Source organism: Acidovorax sp. SDU_ACID1, assembly GCF_045291395.1.
Classification (GTDB): Bacteria; Pseudomonadota; Gammaproteobacteria; order Burkholderiales; family Burkholderiaceae_C; genus MR-S7.
Genome location: NZ_CP152342.1, coordinates 4,410,314 through 4,437,288, shown reverse-complemented (window position 1 = coordinate 4,437,288; position 26,975 = coordinate 4,410,314). Strand labels below are relative to the sequence as shown.

Annotated in this window: 25 protein-coding genes and 2 pseudogenes; 13 read left to right on the top strand and 14 right to left on the bottom strand. The window is 68.9% G+C overall.

From position 1 onward, the window contains the following. Positions 1 to 84 precede the first annotated feature (84 nt). A complete protein-coding gene (locus tag AAG689_RS21770) occupies positions 85 to 819 on the top strand; it encodes a zf-TFIIB domain-containing protein (protein ID WP_406623736.1) in 735 nt (244 codons plus the stop codon). Here AAG689_RS21770 and AAG689_RS21765 read toward each other — a convergent pair. Both AAG689_RS21765 and AAG689_RS21760 read right to left on the bottom strand, forming a co-directional pair. Continuing rightward, positions 813 to 2,105 carry a solute carrier family 23 protein gene (locus tag AAG689_RS21765; protein ID WP_406623735.1) on the bottom strand — a complete coding sequence of 431 codons (1,293 nt, stop codon included), beginning with the start codon at positions 2,103 to 2,105 and terminating at the stop codon, positions 813 to 815. The genes AAG689_RS21770 and AAG689_RS21765 overlap by 7 nt on opposite strands. 124 nt (positions 2,106 to 2,229) lie before the next feature. After that, on the bottom strand, positions 2,230 to 4,149 hold the full coding sequence (locus AAG689_RS21760) for a B12-binding domain-containing radical SAM protein (protein ID WP_406623734.1): 1,920 nt from the start codon (positions 4,147 to 4,149) through the stop codon (positions 2,230 to 2,232). 33 nt (positions 4,150 to 4,182) lie between these two features. Between AAG689_RS21760 and AAG689_RS21755 the strand changes: the two genes are divergently transcribed. Further along, a complete protein-coding gene (locus AAG689_RS21755; RefSeq protein ID WP_406623733.1) occupies positions 4,183 to 5,106 on the top strand; it encodes a LysR family transcriptional regulator in 924 nt (307 codons plus the stop codon). Here AAG689_RS21755 and AAG689_RS21750 read toward each other — a convergent pair whose 3' ends face one another. The 3 genes from AAG689_RS21750 to ubiM form a co-directional block, all read right to left on the bottom strand. Then, complete coding sequence (locus AAG689_RS21750) at positions 5,107 to 6,078, bottom strand: tripartite tricarboxylate transporter substrate binding protein (RefSeq protein ID WP_406623732.1); 972 nt, start codon at positions 6,076 to 6,078, stop codon at positions 5,107 to 5,109. It lies immediately after the preceding gene. Positions 6,079 to 6,090: 12 nt separating this feature from the next. Continuing rightward, the gene (locus AAG689_RS21745) at positions 6,091 to 6,972 is read right to left on the bottom strand and encodes an amidohydrolase family protein (RefSeq protein ID WP_406623731.1); all 882 of its coding nucleotides are present in this window, start codon (positions 6,970 to 6,972) and stop codon (positions 6,091 to 6,093) included. A gap of 141 nt (positions 6,973 to 7,113) precedes the next feature. After that, on the bottom strand, positions 7,114 to 8,409 hold the full coding sequence (ubiM, locus tag AAG689_RS21740) for a 5-demethoxyubiquinol-8 5-hydroxylase UbiM (RefSeq protein ID WP_406623730.1): 1,296 nt from the start codon (positions 8,407 to 8,409) through the stop codon (positions 7,114 to 7,116). A gap of 177 nt (positions 8,410 to 8,586) precedes the next feature. On the opposite strand from ubiM, the gene AAG689_RS21735 reads away from it, so the two are divergent. Together AAG689_RS21735 and AAG689_RS21730 are read left to right on the top strand one after the other, a co-directional pair. Next, positions 8,587 to 8,826 carry a DUF6139 family protein gene (locus AAG689_RS21735; RefSeq protein WP_406623729.1) on the top strand — a complete coding sequence of 80 codons (240 nt, stop codon included), beginning with the start codon at positions 8,587 to 8,589 and terminating at the stop codon, positions 8,824 to 8,826. A 71-nt stretch (positions 8,827 to 8,897) separates the two neighbouring features. After that, positions 8,898 to 10,970: an acetoacetate--CoA ligase gene (locus tag AAG689_RS21730; protein WP_406623728.1), complete on the top strand. Its 2,073-nt coding sequence runs from the start codon at positions 8,898 to 8,900 to the stop codon at positions 10,968 to 10,970. A gap of 167 nt (positions 10,971 to 11,137) precedes the next feature. Here AAG689_RS21730 and AAG689_RS21725 read toward each other — a convergent pair whose 3' ends face one another. From AAG689_RS21725 to AAG689_RS21705, 5 genes and pseudogenes are all read right to left on the bottom strand, one after another. Continuing rightward, complete coding sequence (locus AAG689_RS21725; RefSeq protein ID WP_406623727.1) at positions 11,138 to 12,046, bottom strand: LysR family transcriptional regulator; 909 nt, start codon at positions 12,044 to 12,046, stop codon at positions 11,138 to 11,140. Between the two features lie 49 nt (positions 12,047 to 12,095). Next, on the bottom strand, positions 12,096 to 13,325 hold the full coding sequence (locus tag AAG689_RS21720; RefSeq protein WP_406623726.1) for a CaiB/BaiF CoA transferase family protein: 1,230 nt from the start codon (positions 13,323 to 13,325) through the stop codon (positions 12,096 to 12,098). 11 nt (positions 13,326 to 13,336) lie between these two features. Beyond that, positions 13,337 to 14,428, bottom strand: a complete 1,092-nt coding sequence (locus AAG689_RS21715) for an acyl-CoA dehydrogenase family protein (RefSeq protein ID WP_406623725.1) — start codon at positions 14,426 to 14,428, stop codon at positions 13,337 to 13,339. Then, positions 14,425 to 15,566: pseudogene (locus AAG689_RS21710) on the bottom strand (acyl-CoA dehydrogenase family protein). Before AAG689_RS21710 ends, AAG689_RS21715 begins: the two are co-directional and overlap by 4 nt. Before the next feature lie 9 nt (positions 15,567 to 15,575). Continuing rightward, positions 15,576 to 16,376, bottom strand: coding sequence for a crotonase/enoyl-CoA hydratase family protein (locus AAG689_RS21705; protein ID WP_024001445.1), 801 nt, complete (start codon positions 16,374 to 16,376; stop codon positions 15,576 to 15,578). Between the two features lie 205 nt (positions 16,377 to 16,581). Here AAG689_RS21705 and AAG689_RS21700 point away from each other — a divergent pair, with 205 nt between their 5' ends. From AAG689_RS21700 to pssA, 3 genes and pseudogenes are all read left to right on the top strand, one after another. Further along, on the top strand, positions 16,582 to 17,562 hold the full coding sequence (locus AAG689_RS21700; RefSeq protein WP_406623724.1) for a tripartite tricarboxylate transporter substrate binding protein: 981 nt from the start codon (positions 16,582 to 16,584) through the stop codon (positions 17,560 to 17,562). Positions 17,563 to 17,630: 68 nt separating this feature from the next. Beyond that, positions 17,631 to 17,973 (top strand): annotated as a pseudogene (locus AAG689_RS21695) (enoyl-CoA hydratase-related protein); the annotation flags it as partial. 33 nt (positions 17,974 to 18,006) lie between these two features. After that, a complete protein-coding gene (gene pssA, locus AAG689_RS21690; RefSeq protein WP_406623723.1) occupies positions 18,007 to 18,630 on the top strand; it encodes a CDP-diacylglycerol--serine O-phosphatidyltransferase in 624 nt (207 codons plus the stop codon). A 118-nt stretch (positions 18,631 to 18,748) separates the two neighbouring features. Here pssA and AAG689_RS21685 read toward each other — a convergent pair whose 3' ends face one another. After that, complete coding sequence (locus AAG689_RS21685; protein WP_406623722.1) at positions 18,749 to 20,233, bottom strand: hypothetical protein; 1,485 nt, start codon at positions 20,231 to 20,233, stop codon at positions 18,749 to 18,751. A gap of 190 nt (positions 20,234 to 20,423) precedes the next feature. On the opposite strand from AAG689_RS21685, the gene AAG689_RS21680 reads away from it, so the two are divergent. The 5 genes from AAG689_RS21680 (at position 20,424) to AAG689_RS21660 (ending at position 23,474) form a co-directional block, all read left to right on the top strand. Further along, positions 20,424 to 20,639 (top strand): hypothetical protein, encoded by a 216-nt coding sequence (locus tag AAG689_RS21680; protein ID WP_406623721.1) that lies wholly within the window; start codon positions 20,424 to 20,426, stop codon positions 20,637 to 20,639. Between the two features lie 102 nt (positions 20,640 to 20,741). Further along, positions 20,742 to 21,479 carry a septum site-determining protein MinC gene (gene minC, locus AAG689_RS21675; RefSeq protein WP_406623720.1) on the top strand — a complete coding sequence of 246 codons (738 nt, stop codon included), beginning with the start codon at positions 20,742 to 20,744 and terminating at the stop codon, positions 21,477 to 21,479. A gap of 28 nt (positions 21,480 to 21,507) precedes the next feature. Continuing rightward, entirely contained in the window at positions 21,508 to 22,323 is an 816-nt protein-coding gene (gene minD, locus AAG689_RS21670; RefSeq protein WP_406623719.1) for a septum site-determining protein MinD, read from the top strand. Positions 22,324 to 22,329: 6 nt separating this feature from the next. Continuing rightward, entirely contained in the window at positions 22,330 to 22,593 is a 264-nt protein-coding gene (gene minE / locus AAG689_RS21665) for a cell division topological specificity factor MinE (RefSeq protein WP_020228599.1), read from the top strand. A gap of 62 nt (positions 22,594 to 22,655) precedes the next feature. Then, complete coding sequence (locus AAG689_RS21660) at positions 22,656 to 23,474, top strand: alpha/beta fold hydrolase (protein WP_406623718.1); 819 nt, start codon at positions 22,656 to 22,658, stop codon at positions 23,472 to 23,474. A 14-nt stretch (positions 23,475 to 23,488) separates the two neighbouring features. On the opposite strand, the gene AAG689_RS21655 is transcribed toward AAG689_RS21660, so the two are convergent. Next, complete coding sequence (locus AAG689_RS21655) at positions 23,489 to 23,971, bottom strand: hypothetical protein (protein WP_406623717.1); 483 nt, start codon at positions 23,969 to 23,971, stop codon at positions 23,489 to 23,491. 89 nt (positions 23,972 to 24,060) lie between these two features. Next, a complete protein-coding gene (locus AAG689_RS21650; protein WP_406623716.1) occupies positions 24,061 to 24,546 on the bottom strand; it encodes a flavin reductase family protein in 486 nt (161 codons plus the stop codon). Positions 24,547 to 24,730: 184 nt separating this feature from the next. Here AAG689_RS21650 and AAG689_RS21645 point away from each other — a divergent pair, with 184 nt between their 5' ends. Further along, positions 24,731 to 25,513: an alpha/beta fold hydrolase gene (locus AAG689_RS21645; protein ID WP_406623715.1), complete on the top strand. Its 783-nt coding sequence runs from the start codon at positions 24,731 to 24,733 to the stop codon at positions 25,511 to 25,513. A gap of 33 nt (positions 25,514 to 25,546) precedes the next feature. On the opposite strand, the gene AAG689_RS21640 is transcribed toward AAG689_RS21645, so the two are convergent. Then, the gene (locus AAG689_RS21640; protein ID WP_406623714.1) at positions 25,547 to 26,896 is read right to left on the bottom strand and encodes a D-amino acid dehydrogenase; all 1,350 of its coding nucleotides are present in this window, start codon (positions 26,894 to 26,896) and stop codon (positions 25,547 to 25,549) included. Between the last annotated feature and the right edge of the window lie 79 nt (positions 26,897 to 26,975).

The following is a 26,975-nucleotide window of genomic DNA, read 5'->3' as shown; positions in this document are numbered from 1 at the left end:
GACTCCAGGCGGAAAGACGCCCGATCTTAATGGGTGTAACAAGGGTTAACCCTGAGTCGGGTCGGCGCTACGATCGCCGCCACCATGCCCTTCACGCCGCGCTGCCCTTCCTGCCGCCAACCCACGGACATCCGCCGCTTCGCCGCGAACGGCGGAGGCACGCTGGAACTGGACCTGTGCTTCGCCTGCCAGGGCATGTGGTTCGACCCGCAGGAGAACACGCGCCTGGCCCCCGCGGCCGTGCTGGAGCTGTTCGAGCTGCTGCACGACCATGGCGGCGACGCGCACCACCCGCTGTCCGAGCGCCTGCAGTGCCCGCGCTGCAGCAAGGCGCTGGTCAAGGGCTACGACGTGGCCCAGGGCGGGCGCTACGTCACCTACCGTTGCGCTGCGCGGCACGGGCGCTTTTCGACTTTCGGCTCGTTCATGGTGGAAAAGGGCTTCGTGCGCCACCTCTCGAAGGTGGAGATCGAGGCCCTGGCCGAGCGCGTGGGCACCATCGCCTGCACGAGCTGCGGAGGCACGGTGGACATCCGCAACGACCACGCCTGCCCTTACTGCCGCTCGGCCCTCTCGCTGCTCGACCCGCAGGCCGTGGACAAGGCCCTCGCGCGCCATGGCCGCGCGGCGCAGCGCACCGCCCCGGCCGACGAGCGCTCGCCCGATGCGCTGGCCGACGCGCTCGTCGCGCTGGAGCGCAACCGCACGCGCGAGGAGCGCGCGCGCCAGCGCGAGCGGCTGGAGGGGCGCGGCGACGAGCAGTTCGACCTGCTCACCGCAGGCATCGAACTGGTCTGGTCGCTGCTGCGGCGTTATTGACTGCGCCCGCGGTCGAGCAGCGCGTAGAGCAGGATCGCGCCGAAGGTCGCGGTGCCGATGCCGCCCAGCGCGAAGTCGCCGAACTTCAGCGTGAACTCGCCCGTGCCCAGGATCACGGTGATGGCCGCCACGATGAGGTTCTTGTTCTGCGAGAAGTCCACGCGGTTGTCCACCCAGATCTTGGCGCCCGCGATGGCGATCAGGCCGAACACCACGATCGACACGCCGCCCATCACCGGCAGCGGGATCGCCTGGATCAGCGCGCCGAACTTCGGCGAGAAGCCCAGCAGCACCGCCAGCACGGCGGCCACGAGGAACACGGCGGTCGAATAGATGCGCGTGGCGGCCATCACGCCGATGTTCTCGGCATAGGTGGTCACGCCCGTGCCGCCGGCGGCGCCGCTGACCATCGTCGCCACGCCGTCGCCGATGAAGGCGCGGCCCATGTACTGGTCGAGGTTCTTGCCCGTCATGGCCGTCACGGCCTTGATGTGGCCCAGGTTCTCGGCCACCAGGATGATGACCACGGGCACGATCAGCAGCATGGCCGGCGCGCTGAACACCGGCGCGTGGAACTGCGGCATGCCGAACCATGCCGCATTGGCGATGCCCGACACGTCCACCGGCTTGCCCAGGCCCAGGCCGTTGGTGAGCACGGCGTAGGCGATGCTCGCCACGATCAGGCCCACCAGGATCAGCAGGCGCTGCAGCATGCCGCGCGTGAACACCGCCACCAGGGCCACGCAGACGAAGGTGAGCGCCTGCATCCACGCCTCGAAGTTGTTGGCCGCCATGTTCTTGACGGGGATGGCGGCCAGGTTCAGCCCGATCACCGCCACCACCGCGCCCGTCACCACGGGCGGCATGAAGCGCTCGATCCAGCCCGTGCCGATCAGGTGCACCACCACGCCCACCAGCGTGTAGACCAGCCCGCAGGCGATGATGCCGCCCAGCGCCACGCCCACGTTGGCGTTGGGCCCCTTGCCCGCATAGGCCGTGGCCGCGATCACCACGCCGATGAACGCGAACGACGAGCCCAGGTAGCTCGGCACCTTGCCGCCGGTGATGAGGAAGAAGATCAGCGTGCCGATGCCGCTCATGAACACCGCCAGGTTGGGGTCGAACCCCATGAGGATCGGCGCCAGCACCGTGGAGCCGAACATCGCGATCACGTGCTGGATGCCCATCAGCCCCGTCTGCGGCCAGGGCAGGCGCTCGTCGGGCCCGATCACGCCGCCCGACTGCAGCACCTCTGCCGGGCGCTCGTTCCATTGAAACATCCCCATCTGCTTCCTCCGTGGTGTGAAAAGTGGAGCGATGGTAGGGGGTTTTCAGTGCGGCTGGAGATTTTGAATGAAATAGGCCTCTAGCGCTTGCTGGACAAGCGCAAACAGCTATGAAAACAGGAGTTCAAGGCCGTGTCTGCAGCGCCCGCGCGATGCGGTCGCGCCGCACCGTGGTCTTGGGCACCTTGAAGGGGAACCACATGCGCGCGTCCTCCTCCAGGCCGATGCCGTGCATGTAGTTGTAGATGGCCTTCTTCAGCCCCGCGCCCAGCGCGTCGTGGTCGGTGCCCGTGGGGTCGGTGAAGGCCACGTCGTTCTTCGCGAAGCCGCCCGGCGGCAGCGGGGCGAGGGCGATGCCGTATTCCCCGGGGTTCTGCCCCACGGGGGAATGCACGGTGCAGGCGAAACGGTGGAAGAAGCCGCTCTGGATGCAGCCGTTCTCGAAGAGCTGGCGCACGTACTCCAGCGCGTCCACCGTGTCCTGCACCGTCTGCGTGGGAAAGCCGTACATCAGGTAGGCGTGCACGAGGATGCCCGCGTCGCTGAAGGCCCGCGTCACGCGCGCCACCTGGTCGACGGAAACGCCCTTCTTCATGAGCGCGAGCAGCCGGTCGGAGGCGACCTCCAGCCCGCCCGAGATAGCGATGCAGCCCGAGTCGGCCAGCAGCTCCGCCAGATCGGGCGTGAAGGTCTTCTCGAAGCGCACGTTGCCCCACCACGAGATGCCCGTGCCGCGCGCGATGAGTTCGCTGGCCAGGGCCTTGAGCGCCTTCGGCGGCGCGGCCTCGTCGACGAAGTGGAAGCCCGTCTGCCCCGTCTCGGCCACGATGGCCTCGATGCGGTCGGCCAGCACCTGCGCGCTCGCGCCCTCGTAGCGGCCGATGTAGTCCAGCCCCACGTCGCAGAAGCTGCACTTCTTCCAGTAGCAGCCGTGGGCCACGGTGAGCTTGTTCCAGCGCCCGTCGCTCCAGAGGCGGTGCATGGGGTTGAGCATGTCCAGCAGCGACAGATAGTCGGAGAGCGGCAGCCCGTCCCAGGTGGGCGTGCCCACCTCGGCGAAGGCCACGTCGGCTTCCATCAGGTTCACGTAGCGCACTTCTCCACCCTCTTGGTCGCCCTCGCGCACGAAGGTGCGCACCAGCCGCTGGCGGCCGCGCTCGCCGCGCAGGTGCTCCAGCAGCGCGAGCAGCGGGCGCTCGCCCGCGTCCAGCGTCACGTAGTCGAAGAAGTCGAACACGCGCGGGTCGCTGAGTTCGCGCAGCTCGGTGTTCACGAAGCCGCCGCCGAGCACGGTGACGATGTGCGGATGCCGCGCCTTGATGGCCTGGGCGATGCGGAAGGCCCCGTACACCGAGCCGGGAAAGGGCACCGAGAGCAGCACCACGTCGGGCGCGTGGCGCTCGATGGCCTCGTGCGTGAGCGCGGCGAGTGCCTCGTCCACGAGAGTGGGCGCCTGGGCCAGCGCATCGGCCAGCGGGTCGAACGTGGGCTGGCTGCCCGCCAGCGATTCGGCGTAGCGCACGAACTCGAAGCGCTCGTCCACCGCATCGCGCAGCACGTCGGCCAGGTCGTTGAGGTAGAGCGTGGCCAGGTGCTTGGCCTTGTCCGCCAGGCCCAGCGCACCGAAGGCCCAGCCCAGCGGGTCGCCGCTGCCGTCGTCCTCGTACACGTCCAGTGCGGCGAAGCGCGGCCCTTCGGGCAGCCAGGCGCGGCCCGCGATGCGGTGGGCCAGCGTGCCGTCGCGTCCCTGCAGGAAGGCGATCACGGGGCCGATGGTGGCCAGATACCGCGCCTGCTGCGCGAGGAACGACTGCACGGCGGGGCTGCGCCGTTTTTCAGGCAGCGCCCGCGCGCGTTCCAGGACGCGCGCCAGCCCGCTCTGCGAGAGCAGCCGCAGCACCAGCGCGATCGCCAGGTCTTCCTGGAAGGCGGCCACGCCGCGCGAGCGCAGGAAGCCCGTGAGGTAGGCGGTGGAGGGGTAGGGCGTGTTGAGCTGCGTCATCGGCGGGATGACGGCGAGCACGCGCGCAGGTGTGGAAGGCATGGGGCGCCGATTATCGGTTTACCCTTGCCCACCATGCCTTCTTCCGTGTCCCATCCCCCGCAGCGCCCGCCCGGCGGGCCGTTCGACACGCGCACCATGCGCTACCTGCTCGCGGTGGCGGACTGGGGCAGCATGACGGCTGCGGCCGAGCACCTGGGCGTGGCGCAGCCTGCGCTGAGCCAGGCGCTGCGGCGGCTGGAGGCCGACCTGGGCGTGCGCCTGTTCGAGCGCTCGCGGCGCGGGGCGGTGCTCACCGGCGCGGGGCGGGCCGTGATCGACGACGTGCGCGCCAGCTTGGCGCTGGCGCAGTCCGCCGAGCAGCGGGCGCGCGCCATCGCGGGCGGCAAGACGGGGCGGCTGCACATCGGCTTCGTCACGCATGCGGTGTACGAGGCGCTACCCGCCGCGCTGCGGCTGCTGCACTCCGAGTTCGCGGGCACGCAGGTGGTGCTGTCGGAGATGAGCAATGCCGATCTGCTGGAGGCGCTGGGCGAAGGGCGCATCGACCTGGCGATGCTGCACACGCCCGTGGACCTGCAGGGGCGCGTGCGGCAGAAGCTGGTGCGCCGCGACCCGCTGGTGGCCGTGCTGCCGGCGGACTGCCCGGCGGATGCCGACGGCCGCGCCGCGCTGGCTGACGTGGCGCGGCTGGGGCTGGTGTGGTTCCCGCAGGCGCAGTTGCCCGCACTGCGCGCGGGCATCGCGCAGGCCTTTTCGCGCGCGGGGCTGGAAATGCGCGTGGTGCAGGAGGCCAACCGCTCGCTCACCGTGCTCTCGTGCGTGGCTGCGGGCATCGGTGCGTCGCTGCTGCCGCAGTCGGCCACGGTGCTGCGCCACCGGGGCGTGCGGTTCGCGCCGCTGCGCGATGGCGAGCGGCTGCCGCATTTCGAGCTCAGCGTGCTGTGGCAGGCGTCGGGCCGGCCGACGATCGCCAGCCAGCTGGCCGACCGGCTGTGATCAGTCCAGAGAAATGCCAGCCTGCTTGCCTAAAGCGGTCCACTGGGCGATCTCGGTGCGGCGGAACTGGTCCAGCTCCTTGGGCGTGGAGCCGATCACCTCGGCGCCGATCGACATCAGCCGGGCCTTGATCTCGCGGTCCGACAGGGCGGCGGCCACGTCCTTGCTGATCTTGTCCACCAGCGCCGCGGGCGTGCCGGCAGGGGCGAACAGGGCGTTCCATTCATAGACGTCCACGCCCGGCACGCCGGCCTCGGTGAACGTGGGCGTGTCGGGCAGCACGGGCGAGCGCCGCTGGCCCGCCACAGCCACGGGGACCAGCTTGCCGCCCTGGATGTAGGGCAGCGACGAGGCCAGGCTGGCGAAGAACACGGGCACGGTGCCGGCCATCACGTCCACCATGGCCGGGCCGCCGCCGCGGTAGGCCACGTGGGTCATCCGGGCGCCGGTCTTCATGGCGAACAGCTCGGCCGCCAGGTGTTGCGCGGAGCCGTTGCCCGACGAGGCGTAGTCCACCTTGCCGGGGTGGGCTTTCACGTGGGCGACCAGGTCCTTGGCCGTGCGCACGGGAAAGCCCGGGTTCACCACCAGCACGTTGGGCACCTTGAGCATCAGCGATACCGGGGCGAACGCCTGGAGTGTGTCGAACGGCATGCGCTTCTTGAGCGCGGGGTTCTGCGCGTGGTTGGAGGCGTCCACCATCAGCGTGTAGCCGTCCGCGGGCGCGGCCATCACGGCCTGCGCTCCGATGATGCCGCCGCCGCCCGCGCGGTTGTCGATCACCACGGGCTGGCCCCAGATCTGCGAGAGCTTGGGGCCCAGGATGCGGGCCACGGCATCCACCGTGCCGCCTGGCGGGTAGGTCACCACCAGCTTCACGGGCTTGTTGGGAAAGCCTGCCGGGGCCTGGGCGTGCACGGCCGGCGCGAGGGCCAGTGCCAGAGCGGCGAGGGCGATGGAACGTCGTTGCATGGTGTCTCCTTGTCAGATGGCGGGGGGAATGCGGAAGAGCTCGGCGGCCGTTTCGCCGAGGATGCGGCGGCGCTGCGCGGCGTCGGGCACCCAGTCGGCGAGGGCGCCCAGGCTGCGCGCGTAGTCGGCCTGGTCCTGGTGCTGCGTGTGGGGCCAGTCGCTGCCCCATACGAGGCGCTCGGGCCCGAAGGCTTCCAGCAGCGCGCGGGCGCAAGCACACGCGCTCTGGGCATCGGCCTGGGGTACGCCGCGCGCGTTGCGGTAGGCGGCGGAGAGCTTGACCCAGACGCGGCCCGACGCGGCGCGGCGCAGCAGGGCGGCGAAGCCGAGGTCGCCATCCGCCTGCGCGGCATGGGGCCGGCCGAAGTGGTCCACCACGATGCGGCAGCCGGCGGGCAGTGCGGCGTCCAGCAGCGCGGGCAGGTCTGCCGCCTCGCGGTGCAGCTCCAGGTGCCAGTCCAGCGCCTTCAGGCGGGCCAGGAAGGTCTGCCAGCCGGGCGTGCCGAGGTCCGGCAGCGGTTGGCCCACGAGGTTCAGCCGCACGCCGACCACGCCTGCGGCGTCGAGGCTGGCGAGTTCTTTCTCATCCGCCGCGGGGTCCGTCATCACCACGCCGCGCAGGCGCCCGGGATGGGCGCGCAGCGTGTCCAGCAGGAAGCGGTTGTCGTTGCCCAGGAAGCTTGGCTGCACCAGCACGCCGTGCGTGATGCCGTGGGCGTCCAGCAGGCCCAGGTATTGGGCCGGCGTGGCGTCGAATGCCGGCGCATAGCGGCGCGCCGAGGCCAGCGGCAGGCGCTGGAGGAAGACATGCGCATGGCTGTCCACCGCCACGGGCGCGGCAGCGCGGGCCGTAAGCGGGTGCGGATGCGGCGGTGTGCCTGGGTGAGCGGACATGGGGATGGGCGCCTGTGCGGAGGGGTTGGCGCGACTGTAGGCAGCCGGGCGCGCGCGCGTGAGTGGCGCGCGGGTGCCCATCCATAAGCTGCCGTTATGGCTGCGGCGCTGGCGGCGCCGTAGCCCCTCCCCGGAGGGGAATCAGGGCCGCTGTGCGTGGCCTGCCGCCGCAGGCCAGGCCGGGCGCCGCCCCGTGAGCTGGCTGACGATGGCCGCCTTCAGCGGCGGCAGCCGGCTGGCGCCCGCCAGCACGGCCTGGCGCAGCAGGCGGGGCAGGGGCCGCGCGTCCGTGTACAGCCGCACGATGGCGTTGGTGCCCTGGTAGATCGGCCAGGCGTGGCGCTGGTGCGCGCGGGCGTAGCGCTCCAGCACGCTGGCAGCGCCGATGTCCGCGCCGCGCGTATGGGCGCCGGTGAGCGCGTACGTGAGGCTCTCCACGCCCGACAGGCCCAGGTTGAAGCCGTGCGCCGTCACCGGGTGCATGCCCACGGCCGCGTCGCCCAGCAGCGCGCAGCGCGCGGCGGCGAAGCGGTGGGCGTACACGGCCACCAGCGGGTAGGCGTGGCGCTCGCCCACGAGCTGCATGGCGCCCAGGCGGTGCTGGAACTGCTCCTGCACGCGCGCGGCGAAGGCCTCGGGCGGCAGAGCCATCAGCGCCTGGGCCTCGGCCGTGCCAGCGGTGACGACGGCGGAGCACAGCGGCGCGCCGTCCGCCGGGTCGGGCGGCAGCGGCAGCACGGCCAGCGTGCGCTCGTAGCCGAAGCATTCGTGCGCCACCTCGCCGTGCGGCGCCTCGGTGCGCATGCGACAGACGATCACGGTGCGGCCGAAGTCGTTCATCGACGCGCCGATGCCCAGCTGCCGCCGCGTGGCGGAAAACCGGCTGTCGGCCGCCACCAGCAGCGGCGCGCGCAGGCGCTGGGGAACGTCCGGCGCGGCGGCATCGGCGTATTCCAGCTCGGCGTGGGTGGGGGTGACGGCCACCTGCGTCACGCGCGCGCCGGTGACGATGCGCACGCCCGGGGTGCGCGAGGCCACCTCCCAGGCGGTGCGGCGCAATGCGTGGTTGGGCACGATCCAGCCCAGGTGCTCCACCCCCGTGCCGCCCGCGTGCAGCGCCATGGCGCCGCGCTGGCCCACGGGGCCGTCGTGCACCTGGGCCTCGCGCAGCAGGCCGATCTCGTGCCCGGCCAGGCGCTGCCAGCTGCCGAGGCGCTGCAGCGTGGCGACGCTGGGGTGGGTGAGCGCGATCTCGCGCCCGTCCGGCGCCGGGGCGGTGAGCACCTCGCTGCCCTGCTGCTCCAGCACCGTGGCTTGCAGCCCCGCCTGCGCCAGCGAGGCCGCCAGCGCCAGGCCGGCCGGGCCCGCGCCCACGATGAGCACGTCGGTCTGCGAGGCGAGGCCGCGGGGCAGGGGCGGGAGGGTGTCTGAAGGCATGGCGGGGGGGGGGAGAAAGAGGGGTGGCCGGCATTGTCCGCCGGGCGGGTGCGCTCGGGGTTGCCTTGCGTCAAGCCCCGGACCGTGCCGGGGCCATGCGGGGCGCCTTCCTACGCAGGAGGCCGGGAGGCGCCGCTAGAGTGGAACGTTCCCTCACCCAAGCAAAGGACCCCAACCATGCGCGTGGACATCTACCGCCGTGCGGAGGCCGAAGGCCGGTTTTCGCACCTGGCCGTGCCCGAAGGGCGCGCCATTCCCCAGGAGGCCACCAACACCGACTGGGAGAGCGAGCGGCGCGGCGAGGAACTGGACGAAACGGCCGCGCAGTGGCCGGAGTTCGGCATCGTGGAGCCCGGCCGGCAACTGCGCGACAAGGGCTACGCGATCACCAGCCTGGACCGCCAGACCGACGACTGAGCCGCCTGCGGGCTGTCAAGCACGGGACGCTCGCAGGTGACGTGCGCGCTGCGGCGCGCTACGCTGGCCGCATGGAGACACGCACCGCACAACGCCCCCCTTACGTCCCCCAGATCCGCCTATATCAAGACTGGCTGCGCGAACGCCACGGCTTGCAGTTCGAAGGCTACGACGCGCTCTGGCGCTGGTCCGTCACCGAGCTGGACGCGTTCTGGCAAAGCATCTGGGACTATTTCGACCTGCAATCGCCCACGCCGCACACCGCGGTGCTCGCGAAGAACGCCATGCCAGGAGCGCAGTGGTTCCCCGGCGCCCAGGTGAACTACGCGCGGCAGGTGCTGCGCCATGTGGACGCCGCACACGCGGCCGGGCAGCCTGCCCTCATCGGCCGGGGCGAGAAAGGCCGCCGCAGCGAGTTGTCGTGGCCCGAGCTGCGCCGCCAGGCGGCCTCGCTCGCGCTGCACCTGCAGGCGCAGGGCATGCAGCCCGGCGACCGCGTGGCGGCCTACCTGCCGAATATCCCCGAGACCATCGTCGCCTTCCTGGCCTGCGCCAGCATCGGCGCCGTGTGGAGCGTGTGCGCCCCGGACATGGGCACGCACGCGGTGCTGGACCGCTTCCGCCAGATCGCGCCCACGGTGCTCATCGCCGTGGACGGCGTGACCTACGGCGACCGCGACCACGACCGTACCGGCGTGCTGGCCGAGCTGCGCGCGGCACTGCCCTCGGTGCGGCACGTGGTGCTGGTCCATGTCCTTGATGCTTCAAAAAATATAGCTGGCTGCGCTTGCTACACAAGCGCTACGGGCCAAAATGATGCACAAACCAAGGCTTTCGAGCCGCTGTGGCTGCCGTTCGACCACCCGCTGTGGATCGTCTACTCCAGCGGCACCACGGGCCTGCCCAAGCCCATCGTGCACGGCCATGGCGGCATGGTGCTGGGCATGCTGCAGCTCGCGGTGCTGCACAACGACATCGGCTGCAGCTACGCGCCCAACTCGTTCGGCGAGCGCTTCCACTGGTACAGCTCCACGGGCTGGATCATGTGGAACGCCCAGGTCGGCGGCCTGCTGGGTGGCACCACCTGCGTGCTCTACGACGGCAACCCCGGCGGCTCGAAGGAGCGGCCCGACTGGACCGTGCTCTGGCGCATGGCGGCCGACACCGGCGTGACCTTCTTCGGCGCGGGTGCCGCGTTCTACGGCAACTGCATGAAGACCGGCATCGCCGCGGCCGATTGCGGCGACCTGTCGGCCATCCGCGCGCTGGGCTGCACCGGATCGCCGCTGCCCGCCGAAGTGCAGCGCTGGGGCAGCGGCTTCATGGCGGCGGCCGGCGTGCCGGAGGTCTGGTGGTGCAATATCTCGGGCGGCACGGACTTTGCCGGGGCCTTCATCGGCGGCCACCGCGAGCTGCCGCAGGTGCCCGGCGAGATGCAGTGCCGCACGCTCGGCGCAGCCGTGCAGGCGTGGGGCGATGGCGGCCGCCCGGTCACCGACACCGTGGGTGAGCTGGTTTGCACCCAGCCGCTGCCGTCGATGCCGCTCTACCTCTGGGGCGACGAAGACGGCAGCCGCTACCTGTCGAGCTACTTCGACATGTATCCGCCCGGCCACGGCCGCCAGCCCGGCGGCGGCGATGGCCCGGCCGCCATGGGCGCCGTCTGGCGCCACGGCGACTGGCTCAAGGTGGGCGCGAACGGCGGCTGCGTCATCTACGGCCGCAGCGACGCCACCATCAACCGCCACGGTTTGCGCATGGGCACGAGCGAGATCTACAGCGCCGTGGAAAGCCTGCCCGAGGTGCTCGACAGCCTCGTCGTCGATCTGGAATACCTGGGCCGCGAGAGCTACATGCCGCTCTTCGTCGTGCTGCGCAGCGGCGCCACGCTGGATGACGCGCTGCGCGAGCGCATCAACGCGGCCATCCGCAGCTCCTTGAGCCCGCGCTTCGTGCCCGACGAGATCATCCAGGTCGCCGAGGTGCCGCGCACCTTGAGCGGCAAGAAGCAGGAGCTGCCCATCAAGAAGCTGCTGCTGGGCCAGCCGATTGACAAGGTGGTCAATCGGGACGCGATGGCCAACCCCGATTGCCTGTCCTGGTACGTGGAATTCGCGGCGCGGCGGCAGGCTGATGCTTCGTGAATGGGGGCTGCTTGTGCACGTCTGGCGAGCGTTTCAGAGTGTTTGTGTCGCCTCACGGCCGCTGGCGATTTCGCGCTGCCCCTGCTGCTGATGGCTGGCATGTGGATCCCATTCGCGATCGCCCATAGCAGACAGCTATAGCTATCGATTGGATCGCGACAGCATCTTCAATTGCCCCAAAACAGGTTGTCGGCGTCGAAATCCGCCTCTTCCTGCACCAGGGCCACGATGGCTTCGACGATGCGCCGGTCGTCGTCCGCGCGCCAGACGAGGTTGTAGGGTTGGCGTGGCAGTGGTGCGGCGCTCTCCAGCGGCACCAGCAAGCCGCGCTCCAGCAGCGGCTGCACGTAGCGGCGCGGCTGAAAGCTGATGCCGACACCGGCGATGGTCAGCGCGATGATCGCTGCACGGCTGTTGCACTGGATCGTCTTGCCGATGCGGATGCGGTGGGTGTTGGCCCAGCTCTCGAAAGCCACGGACAGGCCGGAGTCGTGGGGATTGTTGATGACCGGATGCGCCTCGAAATGCTCGGCCTGCAGCACGGTGCGGCGCGGCAGCCGCACGGGCGCGCTGGTCCAGATGAACTCGATGTCGGCCACGGCCCGGCCGCGCAGCTCCGGCCGATTCACCGCGCCCGCGAGGATCGCCACGTCGAGCTCGCCCCGAACCACGTCGTTCTCGATCAGGCGCGACAAACCCACCTGCGGCTCTAGCGTCAGCAGAGGGAAGTCGCGCTCCACCCGCGCCACCAGGGACGGGAACCACGTGGTCGCGGTCAGCTCGGTGATGCCGACGCGGCAAGCGCCCTGCAATTCGTCGCGGGATGGGCCCGAGTCGGCGCGGATCTCGCGCTCCAGATCGAGCATGGCCGCCGCCTTGTCCAGCAGTTTTTCCCCGGCCGCCGTGAGCATGGCGCGCCGCGCCGTGCGGTCGAACAGCTGCTGGCCGAGGTCTGACTCCAGCTCGGCGATGCGCTTGGACAGCGAGGACTGTGTCACGTGCAGGCGTTGTGCGGCGATGGCGAAGGTGCCCAGCTTCGCCGCCCAGTAGAACGCTTCCAACTGCTTCAGTGTCATGTGGGGTGGCCTCGCGCTACAGCTCCAATGGCGGGGCAGGCCCGGCCCTTCATTCGGCCACCGGCGGCGCCGCGAGCACGGCTCCTTTGGCCACGAGGCTGTCGATCTCGGCGTCCGAGTAACCCGCATCCCGCATCACGTTGATCGTATCCTGCCCCAATCGCGGCGCGTGGTGGCGCAGCCGGAACGGCTCGGCGAACTGCACAGGACTGCGCACTACTCGGTAGTCGCCTTCGGTCGGGTGCGTGGCGGGCTGGAACATCCCCACCGCCTGCAAATGCTCGTCTTGCAGGACGCCCTCCAGGTCGCGCACGGGCATGCAGGGGATGCTCACGCGGTTGCAGAAAGCCTCCCACTCGGCGTTGGTGAAGCGCGGCGCCTCTTTCTCGACCACGGCATAGAGTTCGTCGATGTGCTGCACCCGGTCTGCCAGCACGCGGAAGCGCTCGTCGTCCAGCAGTTCGGTGCGCCCGGTGAAGCGGAAGAAATCGGTCCAGTTGCTATCGGAATACGGCAGGATACACATGAAGCCGTCGCGCGTGCGGTAGGGCTTGCGAAACTTGCTCATGACGCGCTTGAAACCGATCTCCCCAAGCGGTGGCTCGAAGGTGGCGGCGTGCAGGTGCTCGACCAGCGCGAATTCCGCCGAGGTTTCCAGCATCGGCACCTCGACCGCCTGGCCGCCGCCGCCCTTGGCCTGTTGCAGCAATGCTGCGACCACCGCGTAGGCCACTGTGTGGCCGGTGATCTTGTCGCACAGCACGGTGGGTGCGAACATGGGCTGGCCGTGGACCTGGGCGAACAGCCCGGCGATGCCGGAGCCGGCCTGGATGACGTCGTCGTACGCCGCCCGGCCCGAGTACGGGCCCGCCGAGCCGAAGCCCACCGCGGAGCAGTACACGATGTCGGGGTTGACGGCGCGCACCGCTTCGTAGCCCAGGCCCAGGCGGTCCGCCGCCTGCTGCCGCATGTTGTGGATGAAGGCGTTGGCGCCCTTCAGCAGGCGCTTGAGCACCTCCATGCCCTCGGGGGACTTCAGGTCCAGCGAGACGCTGCGCTTGTTGCGGTTCAGATTGATGAAGTAGCCCGCCATGCCCTCGTGGCGCAGCGGCTTGTAGTGGCGGGTCTGGTCGCCCGACGAGGTTTCGATCTTGATCACCTCGGCGCCCATGTCTGCCAGGATGCGGGTCGCGTAGGGCCCGAGGACGACCGTGGTCGCGTCGATGATGCGCACGCCCTGCAAGGGGCCGTTCTTGAAGGAGGAAGGGTCGGTCTTCATGGGGTCGGATGTCAAAGGGCCGTGAGCATGGGCCACAGGCTGTGCCCGTCGGCTGCGCAGACGCGCGTGCCGATCTGGTGGTTCCAGTACGCCTCCGTGCCGAATTCGTCGCGCCAGGCCCAGAGGCGGCGCGTGAACTGGTGCAGCACATGCTCCTGCGTGAACCCCATGGCGCCGTGCACCTGGTGGATGAACGCGGCCACCTTGCCGGCAGCCTCGCCGCAGCGGGACTTGGCCACGGCGGCGGAGAACACGCCTTCGGGCGTCGGCGCCGGCCGCCAATGGTCCACCGCCAGGCTGGCGGCATTGACGGCGGCGGAGACTTCCGCTGCGGCTTCCACCAACATGTCCTGCACGGGCGTGAAGCGCGAGATCGGCCGGCCGAACTGCACCCGCTCTTGCGCGTATTGCAGCCCCAGCGCCAGGCAGCGCTGCATGGCGCCCACCATCTGCACCGATCGCAGCACGGCACCCACGGCCTGAAGCGCGCGCGGATCGCGCACGTCCCATGGCTGGCAATAGTCTGTCGGAACCGGAACGCTGCCCAGGCTGAATGCGCATTGCGCCTCGAACGACAGGGCGCGCACCGAACGCGGCGCGAGCTTCTGCACGTCCAGCAGCACGAGCGCATGGGCATCGTCGCGCATATGGGCCTGCACCAGCAGCAGGGCGCCAGGCGCGTCGCCGAAAGTCACGGAACCTGTCTCGCCAGTCAGGGAGGACTCGCCATCGAGCCGCAGCGCAGGCGCACGTGCCTGCGCGCCTACACCCAGGAGCACCGGCCGATCCGCCACCAAGTCCGGATCGCCCCCGACCGCCGTCCAGAGTCCGCGACCCGCCATGGTTTCGGCCAGCGGCAGAGGAACGCCCCAATGCCCGCTCAGGCGGACGACGTCGAACGCGGCGCTCGAAGGCAGGCCGACACCGCCCTGCGCCTCCGCGACCAGTGCCGACGGCCAGCCGGCGTCCTCCATCTGCTGCCACAGGGTCGGCAGCCATTGGCCGGTGCTGGCCTGCTCCATGGCCTCGGGCGTCAGGAGCTCGCGGAACTGCCGCTCCGCCTGCTCGTTCACCATCGCCGTGAGTTCGTCTCGTTCGCTCATCGCAGCCCCATCCCTCGCGCGATCACGCCACGCAGAATTTCGCGCGTGCCACCGCGCAAGGTGAAGCTGGGAGCGGCCAGCGTCACGTGCCGCAGCGCGTCGGCGAAACGCTGCCCGGCCTCGCCCTGCTGGCCGGCATTCACCAGCAAGCGGGCGATTTCTGGAATCTCGCGCTCGAAGCCCGTGCCCACGTGCTTCACCAGCGCTGCTTCCACCTGGGGGTTTGCGCCCCGCTCCAGCAGGCCGGCGATGCCGGTGGACATGCGCCGCAGCGTCGCTGCGTGCGCCACCAGGCGCCCGATCTGTACGGCCTGCTGTGCGTCGGGCTCGTGGCCGACGGCATCCACCAGGGCGGCCAGCAGTTGCCACGCGCTCAGGAACCGGTCCGGGCCGCTGCGTTCGTAGGCCAGCTCGGCGGTCACCATGCGCCAGCCGGAACCGGGCTCGCCCATCAGCATGTCGTCAGGAACGAAGTAGTCCTCGAAGTGCACCTCGTTGAATTCATGATGCCCCGACAGGTCCCGGATCGGCCGCACGGTGATGCCGGGCTGGCCGGTGGCCGTGATCATCTGCGTCAGCCCCTCGTGCTTGCCGACGCCCGGCTCGGCCGTGCGCACCAGGGTGATGAGGTAGTCCACCTGGTGGGCATTGGTCGTCCACACCTTGGTGCCGTTGATGCGCCAGCCCCCTCGACCCGGGTAGCCCTGGTGCGCACCGCGGCCAGGTCGGAGCCCGAGTCGGGCTCGCTCATGCCGATGCCGAAGGCGCACTCGCCGCGTGCGATGCGTGGAAGGATGTCCTGTTTGGCGCGCTCCGACCCATGCCGGAGAATCTGCGGGCCGGACTGCCGGTCGGCGATCCAGTGCGCGCCGCAAGGCGCACCAGCGGCCAGCATCTCCTCCACCACCACATAGCGCTCCAGCGCCGTGGCTTCCTGCCCGCCATAGGCGCGCGGCCAGGTCATGCCGATCAGACCCGCGGTCCCGGCACGGCGGCTGAAGCCGCGGTCGAAGGTGGTCCACGTCACTTCCCAGGGCTTGAAGCTGCCCCGCTCCACCTCGGCGGCGAGAAATGCCCGCACCCGCTGCCGCGTGGGCTCGCAGACCGAGAGGTCCGGCGGTTGATTGAACTCGAACATCGCCTCTCCTCAACGGCCCGTGAACATGGGCTTGCGCTTTTCCAGGAACGCCCGTACCGCTTCGTCGTGGTCCGAGGTGTAGTGCGCCAGCGCCTGGTAGGCCGCCGCCATCTCCAGCGACGAAGCCAGCGACACGGAGTCACTCTCGCGCAGCAGCCGCTTGGTGAGGCGCACCGTGCGCGACGGATTGGCGCTGATACGCGCCGCCAGATCGAGCGCCTGCGGCATCAGTTCCTCCGGTGGGATCACGCGCGAGACCAGCCCCAGCGCCAGCGCACGGGCGGCGTCGAAGGTGTCGCCGGTCAGCATCATTTCCATCGCCTTCGGCTGGCCGATGGTGCGCGCCAGCAGCCAGGCCCCGCCGTCGCCCGGCACGATGCCCAGCTTGACGAAACTGCTGGCGAAGGTGGCCCGCTCGGACGCGAGGCGAATGTCGCACATGCACGCCAGATCCAGACCGGCGCCGATGGCCGGGCCGTTCACCGCGGCGATGGTCGGCACGTCCACTTCGTACAGCGCCAGCGGGATCTGCTGGATGCCGTTGCGGTAGGCGTCGCGGATGTCGGCGGGAGAGCCGGCGGAAAAGCCCTTCTTGTCCCGCATGTTCTTGAGATTGCCGCCGGCGGAAAAGGCCGAGCCCGCGCCGGTCAGCACCAGTGCCGTCACGCCCGGATCGCGCCGAATCTGCGCGCACAGCTCGACGAATTCGAGCATCTGGTGCTCCTCGGTCAGCGCGTTGCGCTCGTCGGGCCGATTCATGGTGGCCACCACCACCCCGTCCATCCTGTCGATGCTCAGAAATCCGCTCATTGACGCTCCTTGTTGTCTTCTGGGGCGCAGTGTAGGAAGCCTGAATCAGTCTGAAAAGTGATATTTATGAATACTTTAAAAGTCGTTTTTTGAATAATCATAAGTGTCTAAAAACGACTGTCTTCTATTGAATAAATATCGCTTTCGCTACTTTGTGGATCGATTCAAGATTCGGCGCCCCTATGACAACTTCGGAGACATCGTGATGTTCAGCACCTCCATCCATCGCTCGATCCTCGCGGCCGCCGCGGCCCTTCTGACCGGCCTCGCGGCCGCGCCGGCGCACGCCGCCTGGCCCTCGGACGCGCCGATCAGCATCACCGTCGGGTTCGCCGCCGGCGGCACCACCGATGTGATGGTGCGCAATCTGGCGCCCTTCATCGCCAAGCATCTCGGCGACAACGCCTCCTTCGTCATTCAGAACCGGCCGGGAGCATCGGGCGAGATCGCCATCAATTCGGTGATGCGGGCCAAGCCGGACGGCTACTCCCTGGTGGTGGTCAATCTGCCGGGCTATTTTTTCGTACCGATGTACCGCAAGTCGTCGTACACAACCAAGGATCTGACCCTGGTCGCGCGCCTCGTCAGCGACCCCACGATCATGGTGACGCGCAAGGACAGCAAGCTGACCGACCTGCGGCAGGTCGTGAGCCAGCTGAAAACCGCTCCGTCGTCCTATTCGGCCGGCCACAACGGCCTGGGCACCAACGGACACCTGGCGATGGCCCAACTGGAAAACGCCGCCAGCGTGAAGTTCAACTCCATCCCGTTCAACGGCTCGGCGCAGCAGAAGGCCGCCCTCACGACCAGCACGCTCGACATCGCGTTCCTGGCCGCTTCGGAGGTGCCGGATCCCGAAAACGAAGCCACGCCCGTACGTCTGCTGGCCCAGTTCACCAAGGACAAGGTGCAGCGCATCGCCAGCACGCCGACCACGTTCGAGATGGGATTTCCGGTTGAGATGACGGCCGAGCGCGGCATCGCCGCGCCTAACGGCGTTCCGGCCGCGATTCGCGCCCGGCTCGAGAAAGCCATTGAAGCCGCCCTCAAGGATCCCGAGTACGTCAAGACGGCTCGCAACGATGCGCCTTTCCTGTCCTTCCTCGGTGGCGCCGAATGGGCCAAGGCAGTCGAACAGGCACAAAAATCCTACGAGCCGATCGCGCGGACGCTGCCCAAGGAATAAACGGAACTCATGGGTCGCGCTACGCTGGTATCGGCTCATGTGCCGTTGCTTCGTGCGCGCGGACATCGGCCTGGCTATTGCCGCGCGCCGTGGGCATGGCCAAGGTCTCCGAAATGGCCTTCACCGGCGAGGCCATCAATGCGCTGGATGCGCTGGCCTGCGGGCCTGGTCATCCGCGTGGTGCCCGCCGATCAGCTGCTGCCCACGGCCCGCGCGCTGGCCGAAAAAATCGCCGCCAACCCCGGCGCCGTGATGCGCATGACCAAGCGCCTGCTGCGCGAGGGCCAGCTCGCCACGCTGGAATCGCTGCTGGAGCTGTCCGCAGGCTACCAGGCCCTCGCCCACAAGACGGCCGACCACCGCGAGGCCGTCACCGCCTTCATCGAAAAGCGCGCGCCGCGCTTCCAGTGAGACGCGGGGGCCGGAGCGTTCGATAATCGCCCCATGGCATCACCCCACAAACGCTTCTCGATGATCCGCGAGTTCCACCTCGCGGACTGGTTCACACTGGGCAACGCCGTGTGCGGCGTCGGGGCACTGTTCTCGTCCATGACCTACCTGGAAACGGCGGACGTGCGCCACGTGTACTTCGCCTGCGCGCTGGTGCTGGCGGCGCTGGTGTTCGACGTGCTCGATGGCCGCGTTGCGCGCTGGCGGCAGAAAAGCTCGGCCATGGGGCGCGAACTGGATTCGCTGGCCGACGTGATCTCCTTCGGCGTGGCGCCGGCCATCATCGCCTATGCCTGCGGCATGCAGGGGCTGTACGACCGCATTGTGCTCGCTTTCTTCGTGGCCTGCGGCGTCTCGCGCCTGGCGCGCTTCAACATCACGGCCGAGGCGATGGCGGAGGGGCCGTCGGGCAAGGTCAAGTACTTCGAGGGCACGCCCATCCCCACCTCCATCGTGCTCGTGGGCCTGTTGGCGCTGGCGGCCTCCATGGGCGCGGTGCGCGAGCACCTGTGGCTGGGCACGGTGGTGATCGGCGGTTTCACGCTGCACCCGCTGGTGCTGCTGTTCGCGGTGTCGGGGTCGTTGATGATCAGCCGGATCAAGATACCGAAGCTCTGAAAACAATAGCTGTCTGCGCTTGCTGGATAAGCGCTAGCAGCCATTTCATCCAAAGCCGCAGGCCGCCCAGCCAGGCGCGGGGCAGGGCGGCATGTTTGCGGATCAGTGGTGTGGCCGATCAGGGGCAAGCCCAAGTGCCGTTGTTGCGCGTGAACAGTTCATTGCCGTAAAGCAGCGTGTTGCCATCGCGGGCCAACGCCCACGAGGTGCTACTTTGATAACCGCGCGAGATAGCGGCTTGCCGCTGCCATGTAGCGCCGCTGCGTGCAAACAATGCCATGTAATAGCGATGCGCTGACCCCTCTCCCACCAGAGGGCCGCACGAGAGATCGGCAGCATGGATAGCGCGCCCGGAGAGGTCATCTGGCAGATCTCGCGCCATGACAGCAAGGGTGCTGCCATCGTCGGATAGCTGCATACTGCTGTAAGCACCTGCTGCAACGTCCAAGAAGTAATGAATACCAACAGGAATGCGGGCTTGCTCGCTCCAGATACCGTTGCTTTGCTGTGCGAAGACCAGGGCGAAGGACGGCATGCTCCTGTCACGGTATGTGGCACCCTGGTTCACCGCCAAGGTCTTGCCATCACGGGCCAGCGTCATGAGAACAGTGTCTCTGTCACCTGTATCGAACAAGGCCCGTTGAGACCAAGTCGCTCCGTCGCGAGCGTGAATCGCGACGACTTTCATGTACTTGGCCGCGGTTTGCGAGGAGAGAGTTATCAACTCAGCCAGCAAGTTGCCGTCAGCGGACAGTGCGAATGTTGAGAGATCCATCTCGCATGGCTGTTGGCAGGCCGACGGGATATCGTGGGGTGTTAGCGAGGCTTGTTGGTTCCAGGTGCTGCCGCTGCGCTGATAGATGTAAGAACGTGTCCCGCGAGGGGAAAGGTTATCTTGGGGCCGTATGGATTCACCTACGGCCAGGGTGTTGCCATCGTCAGACAGCGCCAGGCCATATCCGAACCAGGCATTGCCGGAACGCAGCAGGGCGTGTTGCTGCCATGGTTGTGCGCTGCTGCTGCGTGTGAAAACAAATACGGCGGAATTTGCATCTCCACTGGGCTGGCCGATGGCAAGTGTGAGGCCGTCTTTGGACTGCGAGTGGAAGATTGGGACTCGACCTGATGGAAATTCGTAGCTGTACTCCTTGACGATGGGTGCTGTGTAGGCGCCACATCCCTTGGTATCGCACGCACGCAACCGATAGGTGGCATTGATTCTCCCAACTAAGTCAGGCGCAACAACGCTGCCATCGTAAAAGTACAGGGATCCGGTAAACGCCTGCGTACCATTTGATTGGAAATTGAAACCCGTCCCGGTGCCGTTGTTGTCGGGTACCTTGGTTTCAGGCAGTGGGCCAGGACCGTCTGGGTCGACATGCAACTCGTAGCGGGTGGCGCCTGGTGTGGCAGTCCACCGAAATTGCACTTCGTAGGTGAAGTTCGTGGGGGCCGCGAGGCTGGGGGCGGGGGGCTGTGCCGTGTCGTTAGAGCTCCCGCCGCAGCCCGCCAGGGCTACCAGGGCAAAGCCCGCGGCCGCAGCAATGCACAAGGGGTTCATGGCGCGCCATGGCGCGGGGAGTAAACCGGCAATGGAAGGCATCTGACACATCTTTCTTTAAAACGAGTGATGCGCCCGCAGTCTGTGGGGGGGCCGTGGTGCGCCCAGCGATTAAAACATCGTCGATTCGAATTTGCAGTGCCGTTCAAGGAAGGTCAGGTCTGCGCTCAAGACTCAGGGAGCAGCACGGTACACTTCGCGGGTTTCCGAGCCCCCTTCTCCACCCTCCTCCATGGCCCTTACGATGGCGGCCCAGGCCCGCACCAGCTTTGACCTCAAGAGCGCCTCGCTGCCCGTGGTGGCCGTGGTGCTCAAGACCTCCGACGCCGCCATCGACTTTGCCGCCCTGGTGGCCGTGCGCGGCGGCAGTCCCGCGCAGATGCCGGTGCTGCTGTTCGCGCTGTCGGGCTCGCTGATGATCAGCCGCATCCGCCTCCCGAAATTCTGACCCCCGGCGCAGACACTTCCTGAAGCAGTCCCGGCGCATGGCGCGGGTACACTTCGCGGCTTTGGCGCCGCTGGCGCGGCCCTTTCTCCACCGCATTGCTTCATGGCCGTTGATACGGCGGGCACCACCCGCACCCATCTAGACCTCAAGAGCGCGCAGTTGCCCGTGGTGGCCGTCGTGCTCAAGACCACCGACGCCGCCGCCATCGCCTCCGACCTGGCGGCCCGCGTGGCCGACGATCCCGAATTTTTCGACAACGACCCCGTGCTGCTCGACCTGACGGCCGTGCAGGGCGAGGCGCGGCCTATCGACTTTGCCGCGCTGGTGCAGGCGCTGCGCGGCCTGCGCACCCAGCCCGTGGCCGTGCGCGGCGGCAGCGCCGAGCAGATGCAGGCGGCCCACGCTGCGGGCCTGATCGCCGCACCCGATGTGGCCCCGGCGCGTGCGCAGCCGCGTGAGGCGATGCGCGAAATCGTCCGCGAAGTGCAGGTCGAAGTGCCCGTTCCTGCGCCCGGCACGGTGGTGGTGGACAAGCCGCTGCGTTCCGGCCAGCAGGTGTATGCGCGCGGCGCGGACCTGGTGGTGATGGCCGTGGTGAGCTTCGGCGCCGAAGTGATCGCCGACGGCAACATCCACGTCTACGCGCCGCTGCGCGGCCGCGCCATCGCCGGCGCGCGCGGCGACACCAGCGCCCGCATCTTCAGCACCTGCCTGGAGCCGCAGCTCGTGTCCGTGGCCGGCATCTACCGCACCACCGAGACCGAACTGCCCGACAACGTGCGCGGCAAGCCCGCGCAAGTGCGGCTGGACGGCGAGAAGCTGCTCATCGAACCGCTTTGAAAAGAACTAACGCAAGGAAACCGCACACATGGCCAAAATCGTCGTCGTGACCTCCGGCAAGGGTGGCGTGGGCAAGACCACCACCAGTGCCGCCTTCGCATCGGGCCTGGCGCTCGCCGGCTACAAGACCGCCGTGATCGACTTCGATGTCGGCCTGCGCAACCTGGACCTCATCATGGGCTGCGAGCGCCGCGTGGTGTACGACCTCATCAACGTGATCCAGGGCGAGGCCAACCTGAACCAGGCCCTCATCAAGGACAAGCAGTGCGAGAACCTGTTCGTGCTGGCCGCCAGCCAGACGCGTGACAAGGACGCGCTGAAGCTGGATGGCGTGGAGAAGGTGCTCAAGGACCTGGCCGAGATGGGCTTCGACTACATCGTCTGCGACTCCCCCGCGGGCATCGAGAGCGGCGCCCTCATGGCCATGCACTTCGCCGACGAGGCGCTGCTGGTCACGAACCCGGAAGTGTCCTCGGTGCGCGACTCCGACCGCATCCTGGGCATGCTCGGCAGCAAGACCAAGCGGGCCATCGAGGGCAAGGAGCCCATCAAGGAGCACCTGCTCATCACGCGCTACAACCCCAACCGCGTGGAGGACGGCCAGATGCTGAGCCTGGAAGACATCCAGGACATCCTGCGCATCAAGCTCATCGGCGTGATTCCCGAGTCCGAAAGCGTGCTGCAGGCCTCGAACCAGGGCCTGCCCGCCATCCACCTCGCGGGCACCGACGTGTCGGAAGCCTACAAGGACGTGGTGGCGCGCTTCCTTGGCGAGGACAAGCCTTTGCGCTTCATCGAGGCGGTCAAGCCCGGCTTCTTCAAGCGCATCTTCGGCGGGAGGTAAGCGGCCATGTCCCTGCTGTCTTTCCTGCTCGGCGAGAAGAAGAAAACCGCTACGGTGGCCAAGGAGCGCCTGCAGATCATCCTGGCCCACGAGCGCAGCGGCCGCAACGCGGGCCAGCCCGACTACCTGCCCGCGCTGCAGCGCGAGCTGGTGGCCGTGATCTCCAAGTACGTGAAGATCAACGCCGAAGACCTCAAGGTGCACTTCGAGCGCCAGGACGACCTGGAGGTGCTCGAAGTGAAGATCGAACTGCCCGAGGCGGTCAAGTAAAACTCCTCTGGACGGCGGTGGGGCCGGGCGCCAAGAATGGCGCTCCCAACCCCGGAGGAGACATGACCCTGACACGCCGCGCCTGCTGCGCGCTCGCCCTGGCGGGCCTGTGCGCCGCCCTGATGCCCCCATCCGCCCTGGCGCAAGAGCGCGTCGGCATCCTCATGCTGCACGGCAAGAGCCCGGGCAACCCGAACGACCCGAACTTCTCGCCGCTCAAGACCCGCTTCGAGGGCGAGGGCTGGCTGGTGCGGCTGCCCGACATGCCGTGGTCGCGCACGCGCTACCTCGACGGCAACTGGGACCAGGCCATGCAGGAGATCGCGGGCCACGTGCGTGCGCTGCGCGAGCAGGGCGCTACGCGCATCGTGCTCATGGGCCACAGCATGGGCGTGCCTGCCGCCATGGGCCATGCGGTTCGTGGCGGCGACGTGCAGGCGCTGGTGCTGCTGGCGCCCGGACATGTACCGTTGCTGTACGACACCCTGCCGGGCCTGTCGGCCGTTCATGACAGCATCGTGAAGGCGCGCGAGCTGGTGGCCGCAGGCAAGGGCGGCGAGCGCGAGCGCTTCATCGATATCAACCAGGGCCGCCAGCAACCCTTGATCACCACGGCGGCCAACTTCCAGTCGTACTTCGACCCGGCGGGCGATGCCGAGATGTCCGTCACCGCACCGCGCTTGCCCGCCAGCCTGCCTGTCTTCACGGCCGTGGGCGAGAAAGACCCGCTGTTCGGCCGTATCCGTGCCTACCTGGTGGACAAGCTGCCCGCCAACTCCCGCAATCGCTACCTGGAAGTGCCTGGCGGCCACCTGGAGACGCCCCGCGCCGCCTACGACGCGATGGTGGAATGGATCAAGACCACCGGCGCGGCGCCATAACCACGGGTTCGGAGTCAGTAGCCCGTTTCCTGGACGTAGCTGCGGTTGGCCCGGTCCCAGGCGGCCTTGAATGCCGGCTGGGCCTTTTCCCACTTGAGCCGGCCCTCGGCATGCTCGGCGTCCCACCTGCGGGCCCATTGCGCGCGCGCGGCATCCCAGTCGCTGCCGGCCGCACGGGCTTCCCAGCCCGCACGGTACGCGGGGGCGTAGTCCTCATAGGCGTAATCCGGGGAGTAGTACGGCTCGCGCACATAGGCCTCGCGCCAGTGCGCTTCTTCCACCGTGGGGTTGACCGCCTCGGCCGCGCCCTTGCCGGCCAGCCCGCCGATCACCGCGCCGACGACGGCGCCTGCCGCCGCCCCGATGGGGCCGCCCAGCGCGCCGGCCGCTGCGCCTGTGACCGCGCCGCCGGCGGCGCCGATGCCCGTTCCGATGGGATGCGCTCCCGGCGCACCGGTGAGGGGATCGCGGTTGAGAGTGTCCTTGGGGCTGTTCATGTGAGGCTCCTTGTGCATTGACGTTGCGGGAAGCCTCCATTGAGCGGCCCGCCAGCCGCCCTGTCTGTAGGAGAAGCGAGCCTGGGCTTTTAGGACGCGGGCATGTCAGGCACTGCCGTGTCCGACAGCGTGCCCAGCGGGTGCTCGGTATAGAACATCCCGCCGTGGTAGAGCAGCGGCGCCGCGCCGCCCAGGTGCGCGCAACGCTCCACCAACCCCACGAAGATCGTGTGGTCGCCCTCCACGTACTGGCTGCGGTTGGCGCACTCGAACACCGCCGCTGCCCCTTCGAGCACCGGCGCGCCGTGCAGGCCCGGGCGGTGTGCGACGCCCGCCCAGCGGTCGATGCCGCGCGTGGCGAAGCGCTCGGCCAGTGCGCGCTGCTCCACCGCCAGCACGTTGATCGCGTAGTGCGTGGCGGTGGCGAACGCCTGCAGCGACGAGGCCTTGTGCGCCAGGCTCCACAGCACCAGCGGCGGGTCGAGCGAGACGGAATTGAACGAATTGGCCGTCATGCCCACCAGCTCACCGCCCGCGCCGCGTGCGGTGACGATGGTCACGCCCGTGGCGAACATGCCCAGCGCGCTGCGAAATTCGCGCGAAGAGAAGGCGGTCGGGGGGTCGGTGTCAGGGCGAGAAGGCAGGCTGTTCACTGAGGCACGGAGCGCGGCGCGCTCCGGAGCGGGCGAAGGGAGGGCTATTATCGGCTGGCGGGCGCAAGCCTGCAGCGGCCCCGGCCGCACGGCCCCAGGCGCTTCCATGTCTCTTCTTCCCAGCTTTTCCCTCCTGGGCTCCGGCCCCACCGTCGTGCTGCTGCACGACGCCGACGGCGACCACCTCAGCTTCGCGCCCCAGCTCGAAACCCTGGCCTGCGCCGGCTACCGCGCCGTGGCCTGGGACATGCCGGGCTACGGTCGCAGCGCGCCGGTGGAGCCCTACGGCTTCAAGGGCCTGGCCCAGCGCTGCCTGCTGCTGCTCGACGCGCTGCAGTGCGGCGCGGTGACGCTCGTGGGCCATGGCCTGGGCGCCATGCTGGCACTGGAGGTGGCGCTGCGCGCGCCTGAGCGCGTGCAGCGTCTCGCGCTCTGCGCGGGCGGCCCGGCGCTGGATGCGGCCGCCACCGCCGCCTGGGTGGCGCCGCGCCTGGCAGCGCTGGGCGAAGGGCTGGACATGGCACGCATCGCCGAGCGCATCGTGCCGCGCGATGCCGGCCCGGCCGCGCTGCCCGAAGGGCTGCGGCTGGTGCACCACGCCATGGGCCGCGTGCACCCGGCCACCTACCGCCGCGCGCTGCAGGCGCTGCCGGAATTCGCGCGCAGTGCGTCCGCGCTGGCGCAATTGCATGTGCCCACGCTGCTGGTGGGCGGCGCTCTGGACCGCTGCACGCCGCCCGAGGCCCTGCTGGCCCTGGCCCACGTGCTGCCCGATGCGCGCGCTGTGATGCTGCCCGGCGTGGGCCATTGGCCGCAGCTCGAGAACCCCGAGGCCTTCGAGGGCGCGCTGCTGGACTTCCTGGCCCAGCCGGGGCGCGTGCTGCACTGATGAGGGGTCAAAACGGGCGCTAGCGCCCGCCCATCAAGCGCGAGCTGCTATCGAAAGAGGATTGGCGCCCTGACGGGCCGCGCCGTCGCCCAGGAACCGGAAATCCATCGCCGGCCGCTCGCCGCTGATCAGCTCGGCCATGGCCTTGCCCGAGCCTGCGCCGTGCGTCCAGCCCAGCGTGCCGTGGCCCGCGTTCACCCACAGGCCGCCCAGGCGCGTGCGGCCGATGAAGGGGATGTTGGTGGGCGTGGCCGGGCGCAGGCCGGTCCAGTACTGCGGGTTGCCGCCTTCCTCGGGCGTGCGCGTGTCGCATACGCCGGGCAGGATCTGCTCGATGCGGCGCGACAGCATGTGGCAGCGCGCGCGGGCCAGGGGGCTGTCCAGCGACAGGTCCCAGCCGCCCAGCTCGATGGTGCCCGCCACGCGCAGGAAGCCGCCCAGGCGGCTCATGGCGATCTTCTTGCCGTCGTCGATGGTGGAGACCATGGGCGCGCCCTCGGGCTTCAGAAGAGGGAAGGTGGCGCTGTAGCCCTTGCCGGGGTAGATGGGCAGGTCGACGCCCACGGTGCGCAGCAGCGGCGCGCTGTAGCTGCCGCAGGCGACGACGACGGCGTCGGCCTTCAATATCTGGTCTTTTTGGCCTCCAGCGCTTGTCCCGCGAGCGCGAACAGCTACCGATTCGATAGCATCCCCCACGCGGTTCAGGCGCAGCACGTCGTGGCCGTAGAGGAAGCGCACGCCGCGCTCGGCGCAGCGCTGCGCGAGCTGCTGGGTGAACACGCGCGCGTCGCCGCTCTCGTCGGTGCTGGTGTAGGTGCCGCCGGTGATGCGGTCGCCGTAGGCGCGGAATGCGGGTTCGATCTGGAGCAGCTCGTCCTTGCTGACGATGCGCCGCTGCACGCCGAAGCGGCGCATCAGCTCCACGGCGTGGCCCGCGTCGTCGAAGGATTTCTGGTCGGTGTAGAAGTGGGCGATGCCGCGCTCCAGCCGGTGGTACTCGATGCCCGTGGCGCGCACCATGTCCTTGAGCGCGGCGTGGCTGTAGGCGCCCAGCGCCACGATCTGCTGCACGTTGCGCGCGAAGGCCGCATCGTTGCATTGCGCCAGGAACCGCAGGCACCAGCGCCACTGGTCCCAGTCCATCCGGGGGCGAAAGAGCAGCGGCGCTTCCTTGTCGAACATCCACTTGAGCGCCTTCCACGGCGCCGAGCGGTTGGCCCAGGGCTCGCAATAGCTCACCGAGATCTGCGCCGCGTTGGCGAAGCTGGTCTCCAGCGCCGCACCGGGCTGGCGGTCGATGACGGTGACTTCATGCCCGCGCTCGCGCAGATGCCAGGCGGTGGAAATGCCGATGATGCCGGCGCCCAGGACGATGGTGTTCATGGCGCGCAGTGTGCTGCGGGCCGTGCGGAAACAAAAGCGTAATTAACGTTCCTCCAAAAACATCAGTTGCGCTAATAAT